This is a genomic window from Streptomyces bottropensis ATCC 25435, from assembly GCF_000383595.1.
Lineage (GTDB): Bacteria > Actinomycetota > Actinomycetes > Streptomycetales > Streptomycetaceae > Streptomyces > Streptomyces bottropensis.
Window position 1 is genome coordinate 2310668 of record NZ_KB911581.1, and the last position, 17384, is coordinate 2328051.

At 71.7% G+C, this 17384-nt stretch carries 16 protein-coding genes; 13 read left to right on the forward strand and 3 right to left on the reverse strand.

The genetic code is table 11. The annotated features are described in order from the left end of the window. Positions 1-129: 129 nt before the first annotated feature. Positions 130-1668: a DHA2 family efflux MFS transporter permease subunit gene (locus STRBO_RS0110210; RefSeq protein ID WP_005481700.1), complete on the reverse strand. Its 1539-nt coding sequence runs from the start codon at positions 1666-1668 to the stop codon at positions 130-132. A gap of 247 nt (positions 1669-1915) precedes the next feature. On the opposite strand from STRBO_RS0110210, the gene STRBO_RS0110215 reads away from it, so the two are divergent. The 7 genes from STRBO_RS0110215 to STRBO_RS0110245 all read left to right on the forward strand — a co-directional run bounded on the left by STRBO_RS0110215 (position 1916) and on the right by STRBO_RS0110245 (position 9964). After that, positions 1916-2377 (forward strand): MarR family winged helix-turn-helix transcriptional regulator, encoded by a 462-nt coding sequence (locus tag STRBO_RS0110215; protein ID WP_020114152.1) that lies wholly within the window; start codon positions 1916-1918, stop codon positions 2375-2377. 45 nt (positions 2378-2422) lie between these two features. Further along, positions 2423-3451, forward strand: coding sequence for an LLM class flavin-dependent oxidoreductase (locus tag STRBO_RS0110220; RefSeq protein ID WP_020114153.1), 1029 nt, complete (start codon positions 2423-2425; stop codon positions 3449-3451). Positions 3452-3615: 164 nt separating this feature from the next. Continuing rightward, a complete protein-coding gene (locus STRBO_RS0110225) occupies positions 3616-6849 on the forward strand; it encodes an AfsR/SARP family transcriptional regulator (protein WP_005481705.1) in 3234 nt (1077 codons plus the stop codon). A gap of 218 nt (positions 6850-7067) precedes the next feature. After that, positions 7068-7892, forward strand: coding sequence for an AfsR/SARP family transcriptional regulator (locus STRBO_RS0110230; RefSeq protein ID WP_005481709.1), 825 nt, complete (start codon positions 7068-7070; stop codon positions 7890-7892). 117 nt (positions 7893-8009) lie between these two features. Then, complete coding sequence (locus tag STRBO_RS0110235; protein ID WP_005481710.1) at positions 8010-8495, forward strand: nuclear transport factor 2 family protein; 486 nt, start codon at positions 8010-8012, stop codon at positions 8493-8495. Next, positions 8492-9583, forward strand: a complete 1092-nt coding sequence (locus STRBO_RS0110240) for an alkene reductase (RefSeq protein ID WP_005481712.1) — start codon at positions 8492-8494, stop codon at positions 9581-9583. The genes STRBO_RS0110235 and STRBO_RS0110240 overlap by 4 nt, the downstream gene beginning before the upstream one ends. A gap of 78 nt (positions 9584-9661) precedes the next feature. Beyond that, the gene (locus STRBO_RS0110245) at positions 9662-9964 is read left to right on the forward strand and encodes an antibiotic biosynthesis monooxygenase family protein (RefSeq protein ID WP_005481714.1); all 303 of its coding nucleotides are present in this window, start codon (positions 9662-9664) and stop codon (positions 9962-9964) included. 66 nt (positions 9965-10030) lie between these two features. Here STRBO_RS0110245 and STRBO_RS0110250 read toward each other — a convergent pair whose 3' ends face one another. Next, the gene (locus STRBO_RS0110250) at positions 10031-10747 is read right to left on the reverse strand and encodes an SDR family NAD(P)-dependent oxidoreductase (RefSeq protein ID WP_005481716.1); all 717 of its coding nucleotides are present in this window, start codon (positions 10745-10747) and stop codon (positions 10031-10033) included. Positions 10748-10952: 205 nt separating this feature from the next. Then, positions 10953-11858: an MBL fold metallo-hydrolase gene (locus STRBO_RS0110255; RefSeq protein WP_202499248.1), complete on the reverse strand. Its 906-nt coding sequence runs from the start codon at positions 11856-11858 to the stop codon at positions 10953-10955. A gap of 130 nt (positions 11859-11988) precedes the next feature. Between STRBO_RS0110255 and STRBO_RS0110260 the strand changes: the two genes are divergently transcribed. The 6 genes from STRBO_RS0110260 to STRBO_RS0110285 all read left to right on the forward strand — a co-directional run bounded on the left by STRBO_RS0110260 (position 11989) and on the right by STRBO_RS0110285 (position 17336). Continuing rightward, the gene (locus tag STRBO_RS0110260) at positions 11989-12798 is read left to right on the forward strand and encodes an AfsR/SARP family transcriptional regulator (RefSeq protein ID WP_005481720.1); all 810 of its coding nucleotides are present in this window, start codon (positions 11989-11991) and stop codon (positions 12796-12798) included. Between the two features lie 13 nt (positions 12799-12811). Next, positions 12812-13939, forward strand: coding sequence for a phosphotransferase family protein (locus STRBO_RS0110265; RefSeq protein WP_020114155.1), 1128 nt, complete (start codon positions 12812-12814; stop codon positions 13937-13939). Positions 13940-13965: 26 nt separating this feature from the next. After that, on the forward strand, positions 13966-14484 hold the full coding sequence (locus STRBO_RS0110270; RefSeq protein WP_005481723.1) for a flavin reductase family protein: 519 nt from the start codon (positions 13966-13968) through the stop codon (positions 14482-14484). 67 nt (positions 14485-14551) lie between these two features. Continuing rightward, a complete protein-coding gene (locus STRBO_RS0110275) occupies positions 14552-15616 on the forward strand; it encodes an LLM class flavin-dependent oxidoreductase (protein WP_005481725.1) in 1065 nt (354 codons plus the stop codon). A 14-nt stretch (positions 15617-15630) separates the two neighbouring features. Beyond that, positions 15631-16590, forward strand: a complete 960-nt coding sequence (locus tag STRBO_RS0110280) for an amino acid ABC transporter permease (protein ID WP_005481727.1) — start codon at positions 15631-15633, stop codon at positions 16588-16590. Then, the gene (locus STRBO_RS0110285; RefSeq protein WP_005481728.1) at positions 16587-17336 is read left to right on the forward strand and encodes an amino acid ABC transporter ATP-binding protein; all 750 of its coding nucleotides are present in this window, start codon (positions 16587-16589) and stop codon (positions 17334-17336) included. The genes STRBO_RS0110280 and STRBO_RS0110285 overlap by 4 nt, the downstream gene beginning before the upstream one ends. The last annotated feature ends 48 nt before the right edge of the window (positions 17337-17384 follow it).

Sequence of the window (17384 nt, forward strand, 5' to 3'; positions counted from 1 at the left end):
GATTCCTGGTCCAGCGGCCATGGGGCGGACCGAGCGGATGCCGGGTGCCGCCGTGGGCCCGGCGGACGGAAAGACGTCGGCCCGCCCCCCGGGGCGATGAGGGGCGGGCCGGTGCCGGGGGCGCGGCGGTCAGGCCGGGGTGGATTGCGGGAAGGCGCCCTTGTCCCCCGTGGGCTGCTCCGGGGGTGCTTCCGCGCGGAAGGAGCCGGGGAGGGCGAGGGCCGCGAGGGCAGCGATCAGACTGAAGGCGATGATCACCCAGTACGAGCCGCCGTACGCCCCCGCGGGGTGCTCGCCGGATGTGCCGAGCCGCTCCTGCAGGGTGATCGCGATGACCGCGATGCCGAGCGCGCCGCCGATCTGGTTGAAGATGAACAGCGCGCTGGTGGCCCGCGCCGCGGCGGCCTCGCCGACCGCCCTGTACATGAAGGCCATGGTGCCGGGCGCGGTCAGCCCGATGCCGTAGCCGGTGAGGCCGAAGGCGACGGAGAGCAACGCGGTGTTCGTGCCCGAGCCGATCTGGGAGAAGGCGAGCGCGCCGAGTGCGGTGACGAGCATGCCGACCGTGGAGGTGAGCCGCGCGGTGACCTTGCTCGCCGTCTTGCCGGAGGTGATCGCGCCGGCGGCGCCGAGGATGCCGGAGGGGATCAGCAGCAGACCGGCGTGCAGGGCGCCGAACCCGCGGGACTGCTGGTAGTACAGCGGGGTCAGGAGCAGCAGGGCGTTGGCGACGGCGCCCACGAAGAACATCGTGACGACGGCCATGGTGAAGCCGCGCTTGCCGAACATGCGCAGGTCGATGAGCGGTGTGACCGAGGTGCGCAGGGCGTGCACCGCGTATCCGACGAGCAGGAGCACACCGGCGCCGAAGGCGACGAGCACCTTCGGTGACGACGCGTCACCGGAGTGCGCGGCCGTCGTGAAGCCGTAGACCAGGGCCGCGAACCCGGGGGAGAGCAGCGCCAGGCCGAGGACGTCCAGACGCTCCTCGGGGCGGCCGGCGTGCTGGTCGGCGGGCAGGGTGCGCAGTGCGAGCAGCAGGGCGACCAGACCGATGGGCAGGTTGATCAGGAACATCCAGCGCCAGCTCACGGCGTCCACGAGGACACCGCCGAGGACGGGGCCGAGGATCGGGCCGAGGGTGAGGGGCAGCGAGATCAGTGCCATGGCCTTGGCGACGCGCGCGGGGCCCGCGGTCGTGGCGAGGACGCTCTGCACGACGGGGACGATCATGCCGCCACCGAGGCCCTGGAGCACCCGGAACGCGATCAGCGACTCGATGGACCAGGCGAAGCCCGACAGTACCGAGCCGAGTACGAACAGGGAGACGGCGGCGAGCCACATCGTGCGGCCGCCGAAGCGGTCGACGGCCCAGCCCGCGAACGGTGTGGCGACGGCGACGGCGAGCAGATAGCCGGCGGTCACCCACTGGACGGTCGCGAGCGGCGAGCCGAACTCGCCGCTGAGCGTCTTCACGCCGACGTTGACGATCGTCTCGTCGAGCAGTGCCATCAGCAGCGCGAGCAGCAGGACACCGGCCATGCGCATGAAGGCCGGGTCGAGTTTGTCGTTCACCTCGGCGGCGCTCTCCGCCGCCGCTGGAGCGGTCTGCGAGGGGTCGGGTGTCGTATCGGGTGCCGTGGACGATTCGGGAGTTCCGCGTGTCATGCGTACCGCCTGGGGTCGATGCAGTCGGGGACGGGCGCGGAACGACGCCGCGCTCTGTGCGTCCCTCACCCTACGAGTAAATGCAGGCGCCTGCATCTAATTTTCGGACAGATCTCTGTCTGCCTTGCTGATGGCCGGTCCAATGGGGCAGGCTGTGAGGGAAAGCGCTTGAAAAATGCATGCATAGACATGGTTTATGCATGGAGTTGGTTATAGTGGAGGGGGAGTGAGCGAAGGGGAGGCGGACATGGCGGCCGATGACCGTGGAGGGCGTCCCGGTGAGTTCGACCTGTGGCGTCGGATGACGCTGATGGTCGGTCAGCTCAACCAGTCGCTGGAGAAGACGCTCGCGAGCGAGCATCAGATCTCCCTGCCCGAGCTGATGGTGCTGATCGAGCTGCGGCACGGTCACGAACGCGGCACCCGGGTGCAGGAGCTGTCCACCGCGGTCGGGCTCGACCAGTCGTCCATGAGCCGGCTCGTCACCCGCCTGGAGAACAAGGGCCTCACGACCCGCGTCTCCTGCGAGCACGACCGCCGCGGCGTCTACTGCATGCTGACGCCCGCGGGCGCCGAGCGCGGTGAGCGGGCCGAGGCCCGCTGCCGTGAGGAGCTGACCGGACTGCTCGATGTCGCCTCGTTCGACGACCGTTGGGCATCGCTCGTCTCCCGCTTCCGGCACAGCGCGGCCGGAGCCGCCACCCCTTAAGCGCGTCACCCCCTCCTTTCGGCCCTGTCCGTGAAGGAGACCAGCGTGAAACTGTCCGTCCTGGACCAGTCCGTCGTGCCGGAGGGAAGCACCCCGGCCACCGCCCTGCACAACTCCCTGAACCTGGCACGTCTCGCGGACCGGCTCGGTTACCACCGCTACTGGTTCGCCGAGCATCACGCCACGCCCTCCTTCGCGGGCCCCGCGCCGGAGATCATGGCCGCCAGGGTCGCCGCCGAGACCCGTCGCATCCGGGTCGGCTCCGGTGGGGTGCTGCTGCCGCACTACAGCCCGCTGAAGGTCGCCGAGGTGTTCCGGGTGCTCGGCGCGCTCTCGCCCGGCCGGATCGATCTCGGTGTCGGCCGCGGTATCGGCGCCGGGAGCATCGAGGCGCACGCGCTCGCCCCGGGTACCTCCGGGGGCGGGGACGACGGGGACTTTCCCGGCAAGCTCGCCGAACTCCTCGCCTTCCTGCACGGCGGCTTCCCCGACGGGCACCCCTATGGCCGCATCCAGCTCATGCCCACCGCGGGCGCGCCCGAGGTGTGGCTCCTGGTGGCCAGCCCGCAGAGCGCCGAACTGGCCGCCCGGCTCGGGCTGCCGGTGTCCATAGCCCACTTCGGCCGGCCCCAGGTCACCCGCTCCGTCGTCGAGGCCTACCGCGGCGCCTTCGACAGTCACGACGGCTCGCGGCCGCGCGTGCAGATCGGTATCGGGGTGTACTGCGGGCCCACGGAGGAGGAGGCCCGGCGGATCTTCGCCAGCCAGCGGCTCTTCCGGCTGCGCATGGGCCGCGGGCTGCTGCTGCCGCTGCCGTCGCCGGAGGCCGCTCTCGACGGGCTGCGCGGCGAGGTGGAACCGCTCGCGGACGAGGTGGCCGAATGGCCGAGGTGCGTGGTCGGCGACCCCGACCATGTGCACAAGGAGCTCACGTCCATGACCGAGGCGCTGGAGATCGACGAGTTCATGGTGCTCTCCACGATCCACGCCCCCCGAGATCGCATGCGTTCCTATGAACTGCTCGCGCGGCGCTTCGGGCTGACCGGGGAGGGCGGCGGCGACAGTGCCGCGTGAAGCGGAGCGGACGGCCTGCCGAAGAATGTCCGGAACCATATGACACACCGGCTCGCCGAATGTGGCCTGGATCACATGACGGCGGCCCCCTGCGCAAGCACGTTCTACTGTGGCGCTGGGCACGGCTGACCGTGCGCAGGGGGACCGACGGGGCAGGTGTGCACGTGAATGGGGAACACGCTTCGATCTACGACTTCCGAATACTCGGACCCCTGGCGGTCCTCACAGGGGGAAGAGAACTGACCGTCTCGTCCCCCAAGCAGCGGGTGCTTCTCGCGTCCCTGCTGCTGCGGGCCGACCGGGTGGTCACGTCCGACGAACTCATCCGAAGGCTCTGGGACGACCAGCCGCCACGAGACACCCGCGCCGCGCTGCACGTCCATACCACCCGGCTGAGGGCGCTGCTGCGCGAATCACTGGACGTCGGCGACCCTCCGGTCATCGAGACCCACCCGGGCGGCTACCGGCTCGCGATGGATTCGGCGGCCCTCGACCTCACCCGCTACCGGAAGGCGGCCGACGAGGCCCGCCTCGCCCGGGGCCGGGGGGACACCGCCCGGGAACTGGCCGCCCTGGAACGAGCGCTCGCCGAATGGCGCGGGGATCCCTTCGAGACCGTGCCCTCCGCCTCGCTGCAGACCGAGGCCGTACCGCAGCTCGCGGAGGAACGCCTCACCCTCGTCGAACGGCGCTTCGCGCTCCTCCTCGACCTCGGCGGCAGCGCCGACATCATTCCGCAGCTGCGCGCACTCGCAGCCGAACACCCGGTACGGGAACGGCTTCGCGAGTACCTGATGCGGGCTCTGCACCGCACCGGGCAGGTCGCCGCGGCGCTGGAGGAGTACCGCGACTACTACCGGATGCTCGACCGTGAACTCGGACTCCCCCCGGGGCAGGAACTCCAGGAGCTGCACCGGCAACTGCTCGCCGAGACCGGTGAACTCCACACCCCCCAGGCCGGCCCCTCGGGCCGCCGCGCGTACGCGGTCCGTGAGGTGCACCGGACCGCCGGGGTGCAGCCCACCAACCCCAGCGCGCCCTGGGTGGTGCAGCGCCAACTCCCGCCAGAGGCAACCCACTTCGTCGGCCGGGAGGAACTGCTGGAGGAAGTCGTCGCCGCGCTCACGCCACGCCAGCGCGCGGCCGTACCGCTGGTCAGCCTCGTCGGCCCACCCGGCGTCGGCAAGACCGCGCTCGCGTTGCGGGCCGCGCACCGGCTCAGCCCGGCCTACCCCGACGGGCAGTGGTACATCCGCCTCCACGACGCCTGCGGCGGAGCCCGGCCCGTGCACGACATCATCGCCGAGCTGCTGCACGCCTCCGGCGCCGACGTCTCCGTACTGCCCACCGAACGGCACCAGCTCACCGGCGTGCTCCGCAGCAGGCTCGCCGACCGGCGCGTCCTCATCGTCATCGACGACGTCAACAACAGTGAGCAGGTCCCCGACCTGCTGCCGGGTTCTCCGAGCTGCGCCGTGCTCGCCCTGCACCGCGAATACCGGCCCGACCTCGTCGCCGTCTACGGCGCACGCAGCTTCACCCTCGACCTGTTGTCGCAGAAGGAGGGTGAACAGGTACTCACCGCCGTTCTCGGCAGGGCCCCGGAGACCCTGTGCGCCACGGCCGTCACCGAACTCGTCGAACTGTGCGGCCGGCTTCCGCTCGCCCTGCGCATCGCCGCCGGACACCTGGCCGGACGGCCCTGGCGCTCCGTCGAGTCCTTCGCCGAGGCGCTGCGCGAGGGCGACCCGCTGGAACTCCTCGCCCTCGGCGACAGCCCGTCGACCGCCGTACGGGCCGCGTTCGGCGTCGCCTACGAGTCGTTGCCCGCACTGTCCCGACGGTTCTTCCGATTGCTCGGCGTCGTCGGCGACATGGCCTTCACCGCCCTTACCGCCGCCCAACTCGCCGACTGCGAGCCCCAGGTGGCCGACCAGCTCCTCGACAAGCTCGCCGCGGCCCAGCTCATCGAGGTCTCGTCCCAGGACACCTACCGCTTCCACAGCCTCATCGCCCTGTACGCGGCCGAGCGCAGCATCGAGGAGGACGGTCCCGCCGACCGGAGGCAGGCCCTGAACCGGCTGTGCCGCTGGTACCTGCGCCGCACCGACGAGGCCGTGCGGTCCTGCTACCCGGGCTTCCTGCGGGTGTTCCGGCCCGACCCCCACGGCCCGGACATCGAGGTCGAACCCCGGGCCGCGCAGGAGTGGCTGCGCGTCGAGCAGTCCAACCTCGTGGCCCTGGTCGTCCGCGCCGCCGACGAGCACCTGGACGAGGTCTGCGTCCGCCTGGTGGACATGCTCCGCGGCTACTTCACCCTCGGCCGGCTCCAGACCGACTGGCTCACCATCGCCCAGGCCGGGTTGCGCGCCGCGCGCTCGCTCGGCGACCAACGGGCCACTGCGGTGATGCGGCTCAGCGTCGGACTCGCGCTGCAGGGTCTCAACCGGCTCCCGGACGCGGCCCGCGAACTGCGCCTAGCCCACCGGGAGTTCATCCGACTGGGCGTGCGCGACTTCGAGGCCGTCACCGTCAACGCCATCGCGATGAACCAGCTTCAGCGACCCACCAAGCACATCGACAGCGCCGTCACCCTGCTGGAACGCGGCTTGGAGATCAGCCGGCATCTGGAACTGCGGCATGTCGAGGCCCGCGGGCTGATGTACCTGGGCATGGCCCGGCACAGCCAGGGGCGGCTGCACGTGGCCGAGGCCCATTTCAGCCGCGCCGCCGCGATCCTCGACGAGGACGGTGTCCAGCGCTCCCGCCCCGAGGTGCTGGCCCGGCTCGGTGCCGTCCACGCCGACCTGCGCGAATGGGACGCGGCCATGGCCAATCTCAGCCTCGCGCTGTCGCTCAGCAAGGAGTTCAACGCCCCTCACTCGACTGTTCTCGCCTCCTACGGGCTCGCCCAGGTCTACGCCTGCAACAGCTATGTCGACCTCGCGTACCAGCACGCCGAGAGCGCCGTCGTCATCGCCCGCGACCACGGCTATGTCGCCCTGGAGGCCAACGCCCGCAACACCCTGGGCGGGCTGCACCTCATCCGGGGCAGATCCGCCGACGCCCGCGAGGAGTTCACCCGCACTCTGGCCATCGCCGAACGCATCGGTCATCCCCAGTCGGAGGCCCACGCCCTCATCGGCCTCGGGCGGCTCGAACTGGCGGGGGGCCGGCCTGCCGAGGCCTACCAGCTCGGCGCGCGCGCGGTCACCGTCGCCGACGGGTCCGGGCTGCTCCTCCTTCGCGCCCAGGCCGAGGAGCTGTGCCGACGCACCGGCAACACGCCCGGCCGGGAACACCCGGAGTCCGCCGGAAGGCGCGCGGACGACAGCGGCACGGTCCTGCCCGAGGCGTCCGGCAGCCTCCACGCACTGTTCCCGGAATGCAGTGCATGACGGTGGCGGGAGCGGTGACAGGGGCGCCTTCGGGCAAGGGCGCCCCTGAGCATGCAGGGCGGCTTCGTCAACGCCGTGTTGCGGCCGTACGACGGCCCTGCCCCGCGACGCCGCGTGCAGGGAGGATCGCGCCGGGCTGAAAGGCCGCCGAAAGTGAGGTGCAAGATCCAGCGGCCACGATGGTGCCCGTACCCCATCAAGCCAGCCCTGGAGGCGAGATGTACGCACGAATCCTCGGCACGCTCACCCTCTCCGACGGCCCGCGCACCGTCACCCCGCGGGCCCCGAAGCAGCGCCAGCTCCTGAGTCTGCTGCTGCTGCACGCCGGGCAGGTCGTCACCGTGGACGAATGCGTGGACGAACTGTGGGCGGACTCGCCCCCGCACAGCGCCCACTCCACACTCCAGACGTACGTGATGCAGATACGCAAGACCCTCAGAAGCGCCGCCACCGCCACCGGCACCTCTGCGGAGATGTACCTGGAGACCCGTGACCGCGGCTACCTCCTCGCCGTCGGCGCCGGTCAACTGGACCTGCACCAGTTCGAGAAGCTCGTCGAGCAGGCATCCCTCGCCCGCATCGTCGGCGACCACACCCGCGAGTCGGAGCTCCTGCACCGGGCCCTCGGACTGTGGTCGGGCAAGGCGCTCGCCGACGTGACCTGCGGACCGCTGCTGCGCACCCGGCTCAGTGGATTGCGTGAGACACGGCTGGGCGCCCTCGAACAGCGCATCGACGCCGACCTGAGGATCGGCCGCCACCACCGGCTCATCGGCGAACTCCGTGTGCTCACCCGTCAGTACCCCACGTACGAGAATCTCCACGCCCAGCTGATGATCGCCCTCTCCCGGTCCGGGCGCACCGCCGACGCCCTTGAGGTGTTCGCCGGGCTCCGCCGCACCTTCAGCACCGAACTCGGCCTGGAGCCCTCGGCCCGGGTCCGGGACCTGCACGCCGATCTGCTCAACTCCGTGCCGGTGAGGGAGTCCGTGTACCTGCCGGGGCCGGACAGCACACCCGTACCGCTGCGCACGGCCGGCTGACCCCCGCGCCCGGCCCGTACGCGTGGAGCCGGACTCCACGCCTGCTCCACCGGAACCGGCGAAGGTGGCCCGGACCTCGGCGCCCGACAGGCGCCCACGAAGCACAGGAGGAAGACCGTGACACGGACCGCACCTCCGGACACCCACACCGTGTCCGACCTGGACTACGCGGCCATCACCCGGTTCTACGCCGGACACGCGCAACTGCTGGACGCCGGCCGGGCGGAGGAATGGGCCGAGCAGTTCACCGAGGACGGCACGTTCGCCCAGAACGTCAAACCCGGCGTCAAGCGCGGCCGCGCGGACATCGCCGCCGGCATGCGCAAGGGCATCGACGCGCTCGCCGCTCGCGGTCTGACCCGCCGCCACTGGTTCGGCATGATCGCCGCCGAGCCCGTCGAGCCCGGAGTCGTGCGCACCCGTTACTACGCCGTCGTGTTCGAGACCCCGAAGGGCGGCGAACCCCGGCTGTACCTGAGCACGACCGCCGAGGACGTCCTGGAGCGCCGTGCCGGGACATGGTCCGTCCGCAGCCGCTACATCAGCCACGACGGCGCCGAGACGATCACCGGACGCGAAGCCGTCGCCGGGGCCGGGGCATGAGCGGCCTGTTCGGCTCGACCCCGTTCGGTGGCCTCACCCTGCCGAACAGGATCGTCATGTCCCCGATGGGCCGCGGCCGGACCACAGTCGACGGAACGCCGCTGCCGGTCATGGCCGAGTACTACGCGCAGCGCGCCAGCGCCGGACTCATCATCAGCGAGGCCACCCATCCGAGCCCCCTGGCCGTCGGCCACGCCCACAGCGTCCGGCTGCACACCGCCGAACAGGCCCGCGCCTGGGCCCGGATCGTCGACGCCGTGCACGAGGCGGGCGGGCGGATGTACCTCCAGATCATGCACGCGGGCCGGGTCAGCCACCCCGACCTGCACGGCGAGACCCCCGTGGCGCCGTCCGCCGTCCGGGCCGAGGGGACCGCCCGGGTCTTTGCCGGCAAGCCGGCCCACCCGACACCGCGACCCCTGCACCGGGACGAGATCGCCGCCACGATCCAGGACTTCGTGCGCTGCGCCCGCACCGCCACCGACATCGGCTTCGACGGCGTCGAGATCCACGGCGCCAACGGCTATCTGCTGCACCAGTTCCTGTCGCCGGTGACCAACACGCGCGAGGACGGGTACGGCGGCGACACCGAGGGCCGCATCCGGTTCCCCGTCGAGGTCGCCCGGGCCGTCGCCGCGGAGATCGGGGCGGAACGCACCGGCATCCGGCTCTCCCCGGGGTTCGCGCTCAACGACATGTCCGAGCCGGACCGGACCGAGGTGTATCCGGTGCTCGTGGATGCGCTCGCCGCACTCGGCCTCGGCCATCTCCACTTCGTCGCGGGCAGTGATCCGGCCCTCGTCCACGAGCTGAGCCGACGGTGGCCACGTACCGCCGTCGTCAACCTCGGCACCGGACCGCTCGACACCGACGGCACACTCGCCGCCGCCGACGAAGCCCTCGCCCACGGCGCCGGCCTCCTGTCCTTCGGCCGCCAGTTCCTCGCCAACCCCGACCTGCCCGAGCGGTTGCGCACCCGCGCCCCGCTCAACGCCTGGAACCCGCGGTTCTTCTACGAGGGCGGCGCCCAGGGCTACACCGACTACCCGGTCCTCGCCGCCGCCGGCGCGGCGGGCACCGCGGGCTGACCGAAGTCCGCCCCACGTACCCGCGCCGCCCAGCACGCACGACCACCCGCGTACGAACATCCACCCGAGGAGACCACCATGGCCGTCGTGTTCGTCAACAAGCTCACCCTGATCGGCGACGCCGAGGAGTTCGAGAGCCGCTACGAGGCCGTCGGAGCCTTCATGGAGACCCAGCCGGGCCTCGTCCGTTACTCCCTCGTACGGTCCACCAAGGACGACTCCGTGTACTTCAACATCGCCGAGTGGGATGACGAGGACACCTTCCGCAAGGCTCTCGCGGAGCCGGAGTTCCGCCGCCGGCTCGACGCGCTCACCGGGCTCATCAAGGGCGAACCGCACCTGAGCCTGCCGGTGCGACAGGGCCGGGCCGCCCAGGTCTGAGCCGGAGCGGACCGCGGGTCGGCACGTACACCACGCGCCGGCCCGCGATCGCCCGAGGGGACGCGCTCAGCGCACGCCACCGTCGACACGCAGCACCTGACCATTGATGTAACTGCTCTCCGGCGAGGCCAGGAAGAGCACCGCCCGGGCCACCTCGTCGCCCGTACCGGGACGTCCGGCCGCGAGCGACGGGGCGAGCTTCGGCCACAGCGTCTCGTTGCCGATGAGGGCCTTGCCCATGCCGGAATCGATGTAGCCCGGCGCCACGCAGTTCACGGTCACCCCGTCCGCGGCCAGCTCCAGCGCGGCGACGGCGGTGAACGCCTCGACCGCAGCCTTCGACGCGCAGTACGCCGCGGCGCCCGGCATGGCGCGCGAACCCAGGAGGGAGGACATGGTGACGATCCGGCCGCCCGGGGTCTCACGCACATACGGCGCCGCCGCCCGCACGGTGTGGAACACGCCGTGCAGATTCGTGTCGACCACCTCGTTCCAGTGCTGCACGGACAGCGCGGCGACCGGGCCCGGGCGGCTCAGACCCGCGTTCGCCACCACGATGTGCGGACCCCCGTACCGCTCGTGGACCGTGTCCATCAGCGCCGCCATCGAGTCGGGGGCGGTCACGTCCGCCTTCAAGGCGATCAGCCCGTCACCGGGGTCGTCCGGGACCTCCCGTGCGGCCACCACGACGGTGGCTCCCGCACCGGTGAGCGCGAGCGCCACGTCCCGGCCGAGCCCTCGGGTCCCCCCGGTGACGACGGCGGTCCTGCCACGCAGATCCATCTCTCCTCCACAGCATCGGCTTCGCAACTTCGCCGAGCGTGCGCGGCACGGCTCGCGCCTCGACGGAGGAGGACTGGAGACCCTCCGATGCGCGGGCACGCCCGGGAGAGTCGTCCAGCGCACCTGGAGTCCCGCTCCACCGGGCGCCGGAACGCTGCGGGGCATGGACACCTCCGTACCGCGGAGCACGCAGCCCTGCTGTCCGTCAGGCCGGGCTGCGCAGGGGACGGCCGCCGTTGAAGGCGACCATCTCGCGCATCGCCGGCGCCGACTCGATACGGGCGCCGGGCGCACCGCCGCACGCCTCGTGGTAGGCGCGGTGGAGGTTGCCGACCAGTCGCTCGCGGTCCAGCAGGGTGGCGAACGCGCCCTCGTCGGCGCGCGTCGCCGTCTCCAGGGGGCTCAGCCCGTCCGCGAGTCCCCGCTCGGCGAGCTTCGCGACCCAGCGCAGGTAGTCCTCGGTGAACGTGAGCAACTCGGGCCCGCCGACGGGCCCGTGCCCCGCGACGACGACCAGGGGATCGAGCTCCCGCAGCCGCGCGAGCGCCGCGAGGGACCCGGCCAGCGAACCCATCAGCACGAACGGCGCGGCCCCGGAGAACACCAGGTCGCCCGCGAACAGCACCCGCCGCTCGGGCAACCACACCACCAGGTCGTCCGAGGTGTGCGCCACACCGGGATGGATCAGCTGCGCGGTGATGTCGCCGAGGCGCAGGCCGACACCCTCGCGCACGGTCAGCGTCGGCAGCACGGTCGGGGTGTGACCCCACTCGACCCCCGGCCACATCAACTGCAACGCCGTGCCCTTGCGCACCAGTTCGGCAGGACCCGCCTCATGGCTGACCAGCAGCGTGTGGGGGCCGGAGAACACATGGTTGCCGAAGGTGTGGTCGCCGTGGTGGTGGGTGCTCACCACGATCCGGCGCGGGCCCGGCGCCAACGCGTCCACAGCCTCCCGCAGCGCGAGTGCCCGCTTCTCGGTGGCCGCCGTGTCCACGACGAGGACCGTGTCTCCGCCCACGACGATCCCGGCGTTGTTCACACACCAGCCGACCGGTTCCTGTACATACGCGTGCACCCCGTCGGCCACCGTCACCACAGTCCCCGGCATGACCCCTCCACCTGTTCCGCGCAACCTCGGTTCCCTGCCCGTCCATTGGGCCGACAGCCGGTGGAGCGCCGCTGGAAGGACCACGGAAGCCGCACCTGAACCACCGCCCCAGGCGAAGAGAGGATCCACGATGGAATTCGGCGTGCTCGGGGGGCTGTCCGTCGAGGACAGCGATGGCCGCCATCTGCCCACCGCGCCCAAGCAGCGCCAGCTGCTCGGTCTGTTGCTGCTCCACGCGGGCGAGGTCATGCCCGCCCACACCTGTGTGAGCGAGATCTGGGGCGAGCATCCGCCGCCCAGCGCGGCCACCACCCTGCAGACGTATGTGATGCACCTGCGCCGACTGCTGGCCCGCATGCCGTCCGTCGGCTCCCGTGAGGCCGCCCGTGACCGGCTCAGGACGACCGGACAGGGCTATCTCATGGTCGTCGAGCCCGAGGAGCTGGACCTGCTCAGGTTCGAGCGGCTCGTCGAGCAGGCGGGCCGGGCCGGCGACGACGCCACCGTGGAGCGGCTGCTGCGCGGCGCGCTCGCTCTGTGGAGTCGGCCCGTCCTCGCCGATGTGCGGACCGGACCGGTGCTCCGGTCCGCCGTCACCCACTGGGAGCGGCGCCGTCTGGAGGTCCACGAGATGTATCTCGATGTGCGGCTCCGGCTCGGACGCCCGCGCGACGTGCTCGCCGAACTGGCCGTCCTCACCCGCAGCCACCCCACCCACGAAGCCCTGCACGCCCGGTACATGACCGCGCTCCACCAGACCGGCCGGGCCGGTGACGCGCTCGATGTCGCGTCCCGGCTCACCAGCCGGCTCGCCCGCGACCTGGGCGTCGTGCCGGGCCCCGTGATCGGGCGGCTGCAGGCCGCGATCCGGCGCGGCGGCAGCGTCGTCGTCCCCTTTCCGCTCGTCCCACCGTCCGTGCCCGGCCGGCGCCGGCCGTAAGGAGACCCCTCCCGTGCCCGTACCTCTGCAACGCGACCCCGACCTGACCCGTGCCGTCCTCACCCACTGGTTCGGCACCCGTTCCGCCGAGATCGGTGCGGTCGAGCTCGGACCCGTCACCGTGCCGAAGGAGGCGGGATTCTCCGGAGAGATCCTGCTGTTCGACGCCGAGTGGACCGAGGGCGGCACCTCCCGGCGGCGGCCGCTCGCGGTCCGCGTCGCCCCGACCGGGCACCGGGTCTTTCCCGAGGACTTCTGGGGCGACCAGGTACGGCTGCTGAAGCTGCTCGGCGACACCGGCCTGCCCGTACCGCCGGTGCTGTGGGACGAGCCCTCCGCCGAGTACCTGGGCGCGCCGTTCCTCGTCATGGAACGCGTCGACGGCCAGGTGCCCGCCGATCTGCCCTCCTACCACCGGCAGGGCTGGCTGACCCGGCTGCCGCCCCCCGGCCGGGCCGCCGTGTGGAACGGGGGAGTGGACGCGCTCGCCGCCGTCCACCGCCTCGACCCGAAGGAGGCGGGGGCCGACTTCCTCGACCGGCCCGAGTTCGGCCCCACCGGTCCGGCGCAACTGCTGCGGCACTTCACGCATCACCTGGACTTCTACGGGGTCGCCGACGACAACACGACCGCGGCCGACGCTCTCGACCGGCTGCGCGCCCACGTGCCCGACGACCAGGGACCGGCGTCGCTGCTCTGGGGCGACGCCCGGATCGGCAACATCATCTACGCCGGGACGCGGCCCGCCGCGCTGCTCGACTGGGAGATGGCCGCGTTGGGGCCCGCCGAGAGCGACCTTGCCTGGTACCTGCACATGGACCGGCACCTCAGCGAGGGCATCGGCCTGCCCCGGCTCGCCGGGCTGCCCGGCCGGGCCGAGACCGTGGCCCGCTGGGAGGAGGGTGTCGGGCGCACCGCGCGCGACCTTCCGTACTACGAGCTGTTCGCGGCGTACCGGTTCTGCGTCGTCACCGCGCGTGTGGCCCGGCTGCTCGACGAGAGCGGCATCCTGCCCCCCGGCACCGACTTCCCCCTGCACCGCAACGCGACGGCGCTGCTGGCGAAGGTGCTGGACGAGCACCGCCGGAACTCCCCCTCCAGAGGTTATGGACCCGCCCTCCAGCGCCCTTCGAAAGCCTGAGCGGGCAAGGGAGGAGCTACAGACCCATGGCGATCGATGACGAACTGTTCCGCGCGATGTTCAGCGCGCACCCGGCCGCGGTCTGTGTCGTCACCGCCGCGGGCCCCGACGGCCGGCCGAGCGGTCTGACGACCAGCGCCGTCACCTCCGTGTCGATGGACCCGCCGTTGCTGCTCGTGTGTGTGGGCACCGGGTCGCGGACCCTGGCCGCCATCCGGCACTCGGGCGGCTTCGCGGTCAACTTCCTCGCCGTGCACAACGAACGGCTCTCGGAGCGCTTCGCCGGCAAGAGCACCCAGAAGTTCGACGGCCTCGACTGGCGGCCCTCGGGGCGGGCCGCGCAGGCCCCACTCCTGCCCGCGCACCACCTCAGCGCCGTCGCCGAGTGCCTGGTGCACCAGGAGGTACCGGCCGGCGACCACAGCGTGTTCCTGGGCCGGATCGAGGGCGCCGTCGTGCACGGCCGCGCGCCGATGCTCTACCACGAACGCGACTACATCCATCTGCCCGTACCGGCCCTGTCCGGGACCGTGACGGCCGACTAGCCGGCAGCCGCGGCCCCCGGCCGCGACGCACACACCGTCCGTCCAGCCATCACATCGAGAGGACCCCATGAAGTTCGGCATCAACCTCTTCCCCACCGTGGGACCTGCGGAGAAATCCGCCGGACAGCACTTCGAGGAGTCGCTTCGGCTGGCCGAACTCGCCGACGAACTGGGCTTCCACCATGTCAAGACCGTCGAGCACTACTTCCACGAGTACGGCGGCTACAGCCCGGACCCGGTGACCTTCCTCGCCGCCGCCGCGGCCCGCACCCGCCGGGTACGCCTCGTCACCGGCGCCGTACTGCCCGTCTTCACGCACCCGCTGAAGCTGGCCGGCAAGCTCGCCATGCTCGACAACATCTCCCAGGGCCGCCTGGACGTCGGCTTCGGACGGGCGTTTCTGCCCGACGAGTTCACCGCGTTCGAGATCTCGATGGACGAGAGCCGGGCCCGCTTCGACGAGGGCGTCGAGGCGGTCCGCCGGCTCTGGGCGGAGGAGGACGTCGTCTGGGAGGGCACCTTCCACCGCTTCGGCCCGGTCACCATGCTTCCGCGCACCTGGCAGCGCCCGCATCCGCGCATCCTCGTCGCCACCGCGAAGACGCCCGCGTCCGCGGAGGCGGCGGCCCGCGCCGGGCACGGCGTCATGCTCGTCCCTTCCATCAACCCCCGCGAACAGGTGCAGAAGACGCTCTCCCTGTACCGCGACGCCGCCTCCGCCGCGGGCTTCAAGCCCACCGAGGAGGACATCCACATGAGCTACAACTGCTACCTCGCCGAGGACGGCCAGGAAGCCCGGCAGAAGGGCGGACAGGCCTCCGAGCGGGCCAACCGGGCGCTCGCGTCCGCGGTGTCCGCGTGGCGCGAGACCCGCAGCGCCGACTACCCCGGATACGAGAAGATCGTCGAGAAGGCGGGCCGCGGCGACTTCGACCGCGCGGTCGCCGAACGCAAGGCGCTGGTCGGCACCCCCGACGAAGTGCGGGCCGCGATCGACGACATCCGCGGCTGGTTCGGGGACTTCACCATCAGCCTCCAGGTCATCTCCGGCGCCATGCCGTTCGAGGAATCGGCCCGCACCATGCGCCTGTTCGCCGAGCACCTTCTGCCGCACTACGCAGCGAACGACTGAGGGACGGACCGCCGATGGTTTCCTTGCGCACCGAGCACGGCCGCACGGGCCCGGGCGACGGCACCGGCGGCGAGGACCGTACGTCCCGGGCCCGCAGGCTCCGTTCGGACGGAACCGGCGGGCCGGGCCGGAAGGCGGCGGACGGGGCGGACGCGGCGTTCGCACGGCCGCGCCCCCGCCCGCTTCGCTGGGTGGCCGCGGCGGCGGGCCTGGTCCTGTTGGCGATGGCCCTCAACGCCCTGATCACCAACGACGCGTTCCGCTGGGACGTCGTCGCCAAGTACCTCTCCGCGGAGACGGTGCTCGCCGGACTCGGCACCACGCTGTGGCTGACGGCGATCGCCTTCACCGGCGGCTTCGTCCTCGGCACCGCGCTCGCCGTGATGCGGCTGTCCCGCAACCCGATCCTCGTGACGCTGAGCTTCGGCTACACCTGGTTGTTCCGGTCCGTTCCGATGCTCGTGCAACTGCTTTTCTGGTACAACATCTCGCTGCTGTACCCCGAGCTGTCCCTCGGCATCCCGTTCGGGCCCGCGTTCACCGAGTTCTCCACCGAGCGGATGATCAGCGGCCTGACGGCCGCCGTCATCGGGCTGGTCCTCCACGAAGCCGGGCAGCTCGCCGAGATCGTCCGGGCGGGCATCCTCTCCGTCGGACGCGACCAGACCGAGGCCGCGGAGGCCCTCGGCCTCGGCGGCTGGCGGACCTTCCGCCGCATCGTGCTGCCGCAGGCCATGCCCGCGATCCTGCCGCCCGCCGGCAGTCAGATCATCGGCCTGCTGAAAGGCACGTCCATCGTCAGCGTCATCGCCGTACAGGACCTGCTCTACGCGACCCAGCTGATCTACAACCGCAACTACCTGGTCATCCCGCTGCTTCTGGTGGCCACGCTCTGGTACCTGCTGCTGACCACGCTGCTCAGCGTCGTCCAGCACTTCGTCGAACGGCGCTACGCGACGGGGGACCGCGGATGATCGAGGCAGTCGGTGTCCACAAGTCGTTCGGCGGGCTGACCGTACTGGACGACGTCTCGCTCACCGTCCCCGAGTCCACCGTCACCTGTGTCATCGGCCCCTCGGGATCGGGCAAGAGCACCCTGCTGCGGTGCGTCAACCGGCTGGAGCGCATCGACGCCGGACGCATCGTCGTCGACGGCGAACTCGTCGGCCACGAGTGGCGAGGCGACCGGCTCTACGAGCGCCCCCGCCGCGCGATCGCCCGGCAGCGGACCCGTACCGGCATGGTCTTCCAGAACTTCCGGCTCTTCCCGCACATGACGGTGCTCGGCAATGTCACCGAGGCACCGCGCGCCCTGCTCGGGCTGAGGCGTGCCCCGGCCGAGGAACGGGCCCGCGACCTGCTCGCCAGGGTCGGCCTCGCGGGGAAGGAGACCTCCCGTCCGCATCAGCTCTCCGGGGGCGAGCAGCAGCGGGCCGCGATCGCCCGGGCCCTCGCCATGGAACCGAGGGCGATGCTCTTCGACGAGCCGACCAGCGCGCTCGACCCCGAACTCACCCAGGAGGTGCTGACCGTGATCCGGGAACTCGCCGACGGCGGGATGACGATGATCGTCGTCACGCACGAGATGCGGTTCGCCCGGGAGATCGCCGACCAGGTCCTCTTCATGGACAACGGCAGGGTGGTCGAGACGGGCCCGCCGGACGAGGTCTTCGACGCCCCGCACAACGACCGCCTGGTCCGCTTCCTGGCCCGTGGCTGACGCGGAGGCCGCGCCGCCGCCCGCGCTCGACGGGAGGCCGTGCCCGGT

Coding starts and splice junctions, on each gene's coding strand:
- STRBO_RS0110210 (WP_005481700.1), bottom strand. CDS start 1,668: ATGACACGCGGAACTCCCGAATCGTCCACGGCACCCGATACGACACCC.
- STRBO_RS0110215 (WP_020114152.1), top strand. CDS start 1,916: ATGGCGGCCGATGACCGTGGAGGGCGTCCCGGTGAGTTCGACCTGTGG.
- STRBO_RS0110230 (WP_005481709.1), top strand. CDS start 7,068: ATGTACGCACGAATCCTCGGCACGCTCACCCTCTCCGACGGCCCGCGC.
- STRBO_RS0110240 (WP_005481712.1), top strand. CDS start 8,492: ATGAGCGGCCTGTTCGGCTCGACCCCGTTCGGTGGCCTCACCCTGCCG.
- STRBO_RS0110245 (WP_005481714.1), top strand. CDS start 9,662: ATGGCCGTCGTGTTCGTCAACAAGCTCACCCTGATCGGCGACGCCGAG.
- STRBO_RS0110250 (WP_005481716.1), bottom strand. CDS start 10,747: ATGGATCTGCGTGGCAGGACCGCCGTCGTCACCGGGGGGACCCGAGGG.
- STRBO_RS0110255 (WP_202499248.1), bottom strand. CDS start 11,858: ATGCCGGGGACTGTGGTGACGGTGGCCGACGGGGTGCACGCGTATGTA.
- STRBO_RS0110260 (WP_005481720.1), top strand. CDS start 11,989: ATGGAATTCGGCGTGCTCGGGGGGCTGTCCGTCGAGGACAGCGATGGC.
- STRBO_RS0110270 (WP_005481723.1), top strand. CDS start 13,966: ATGGCGATCGATGACGAACTGTTCCGCGCGATGTTCAGCGCGCACCCG.
- STRBO_RS0110275 (WP_005481725.1), top strand. CDS start 14,552: ATGAAGTTCGGCATCAACCTCTTCCCCACCGTGGGACCTGCGGAGAAA.
- STRBO_RS0110280 (WP_005481727.1), top strand. CDS start 15,631: ATGGTTTCCTTGCGCACCGAGCACGGCCGCACGGGCCCGGGCGACGGC.
- STRBO_RS0110285 (WP_005481728.1), top strand. CDS start 16,587: ATGATCGAGGCAGTCGGTGTCCACAAGTCGTTCGGCGGGCTGACCGTA.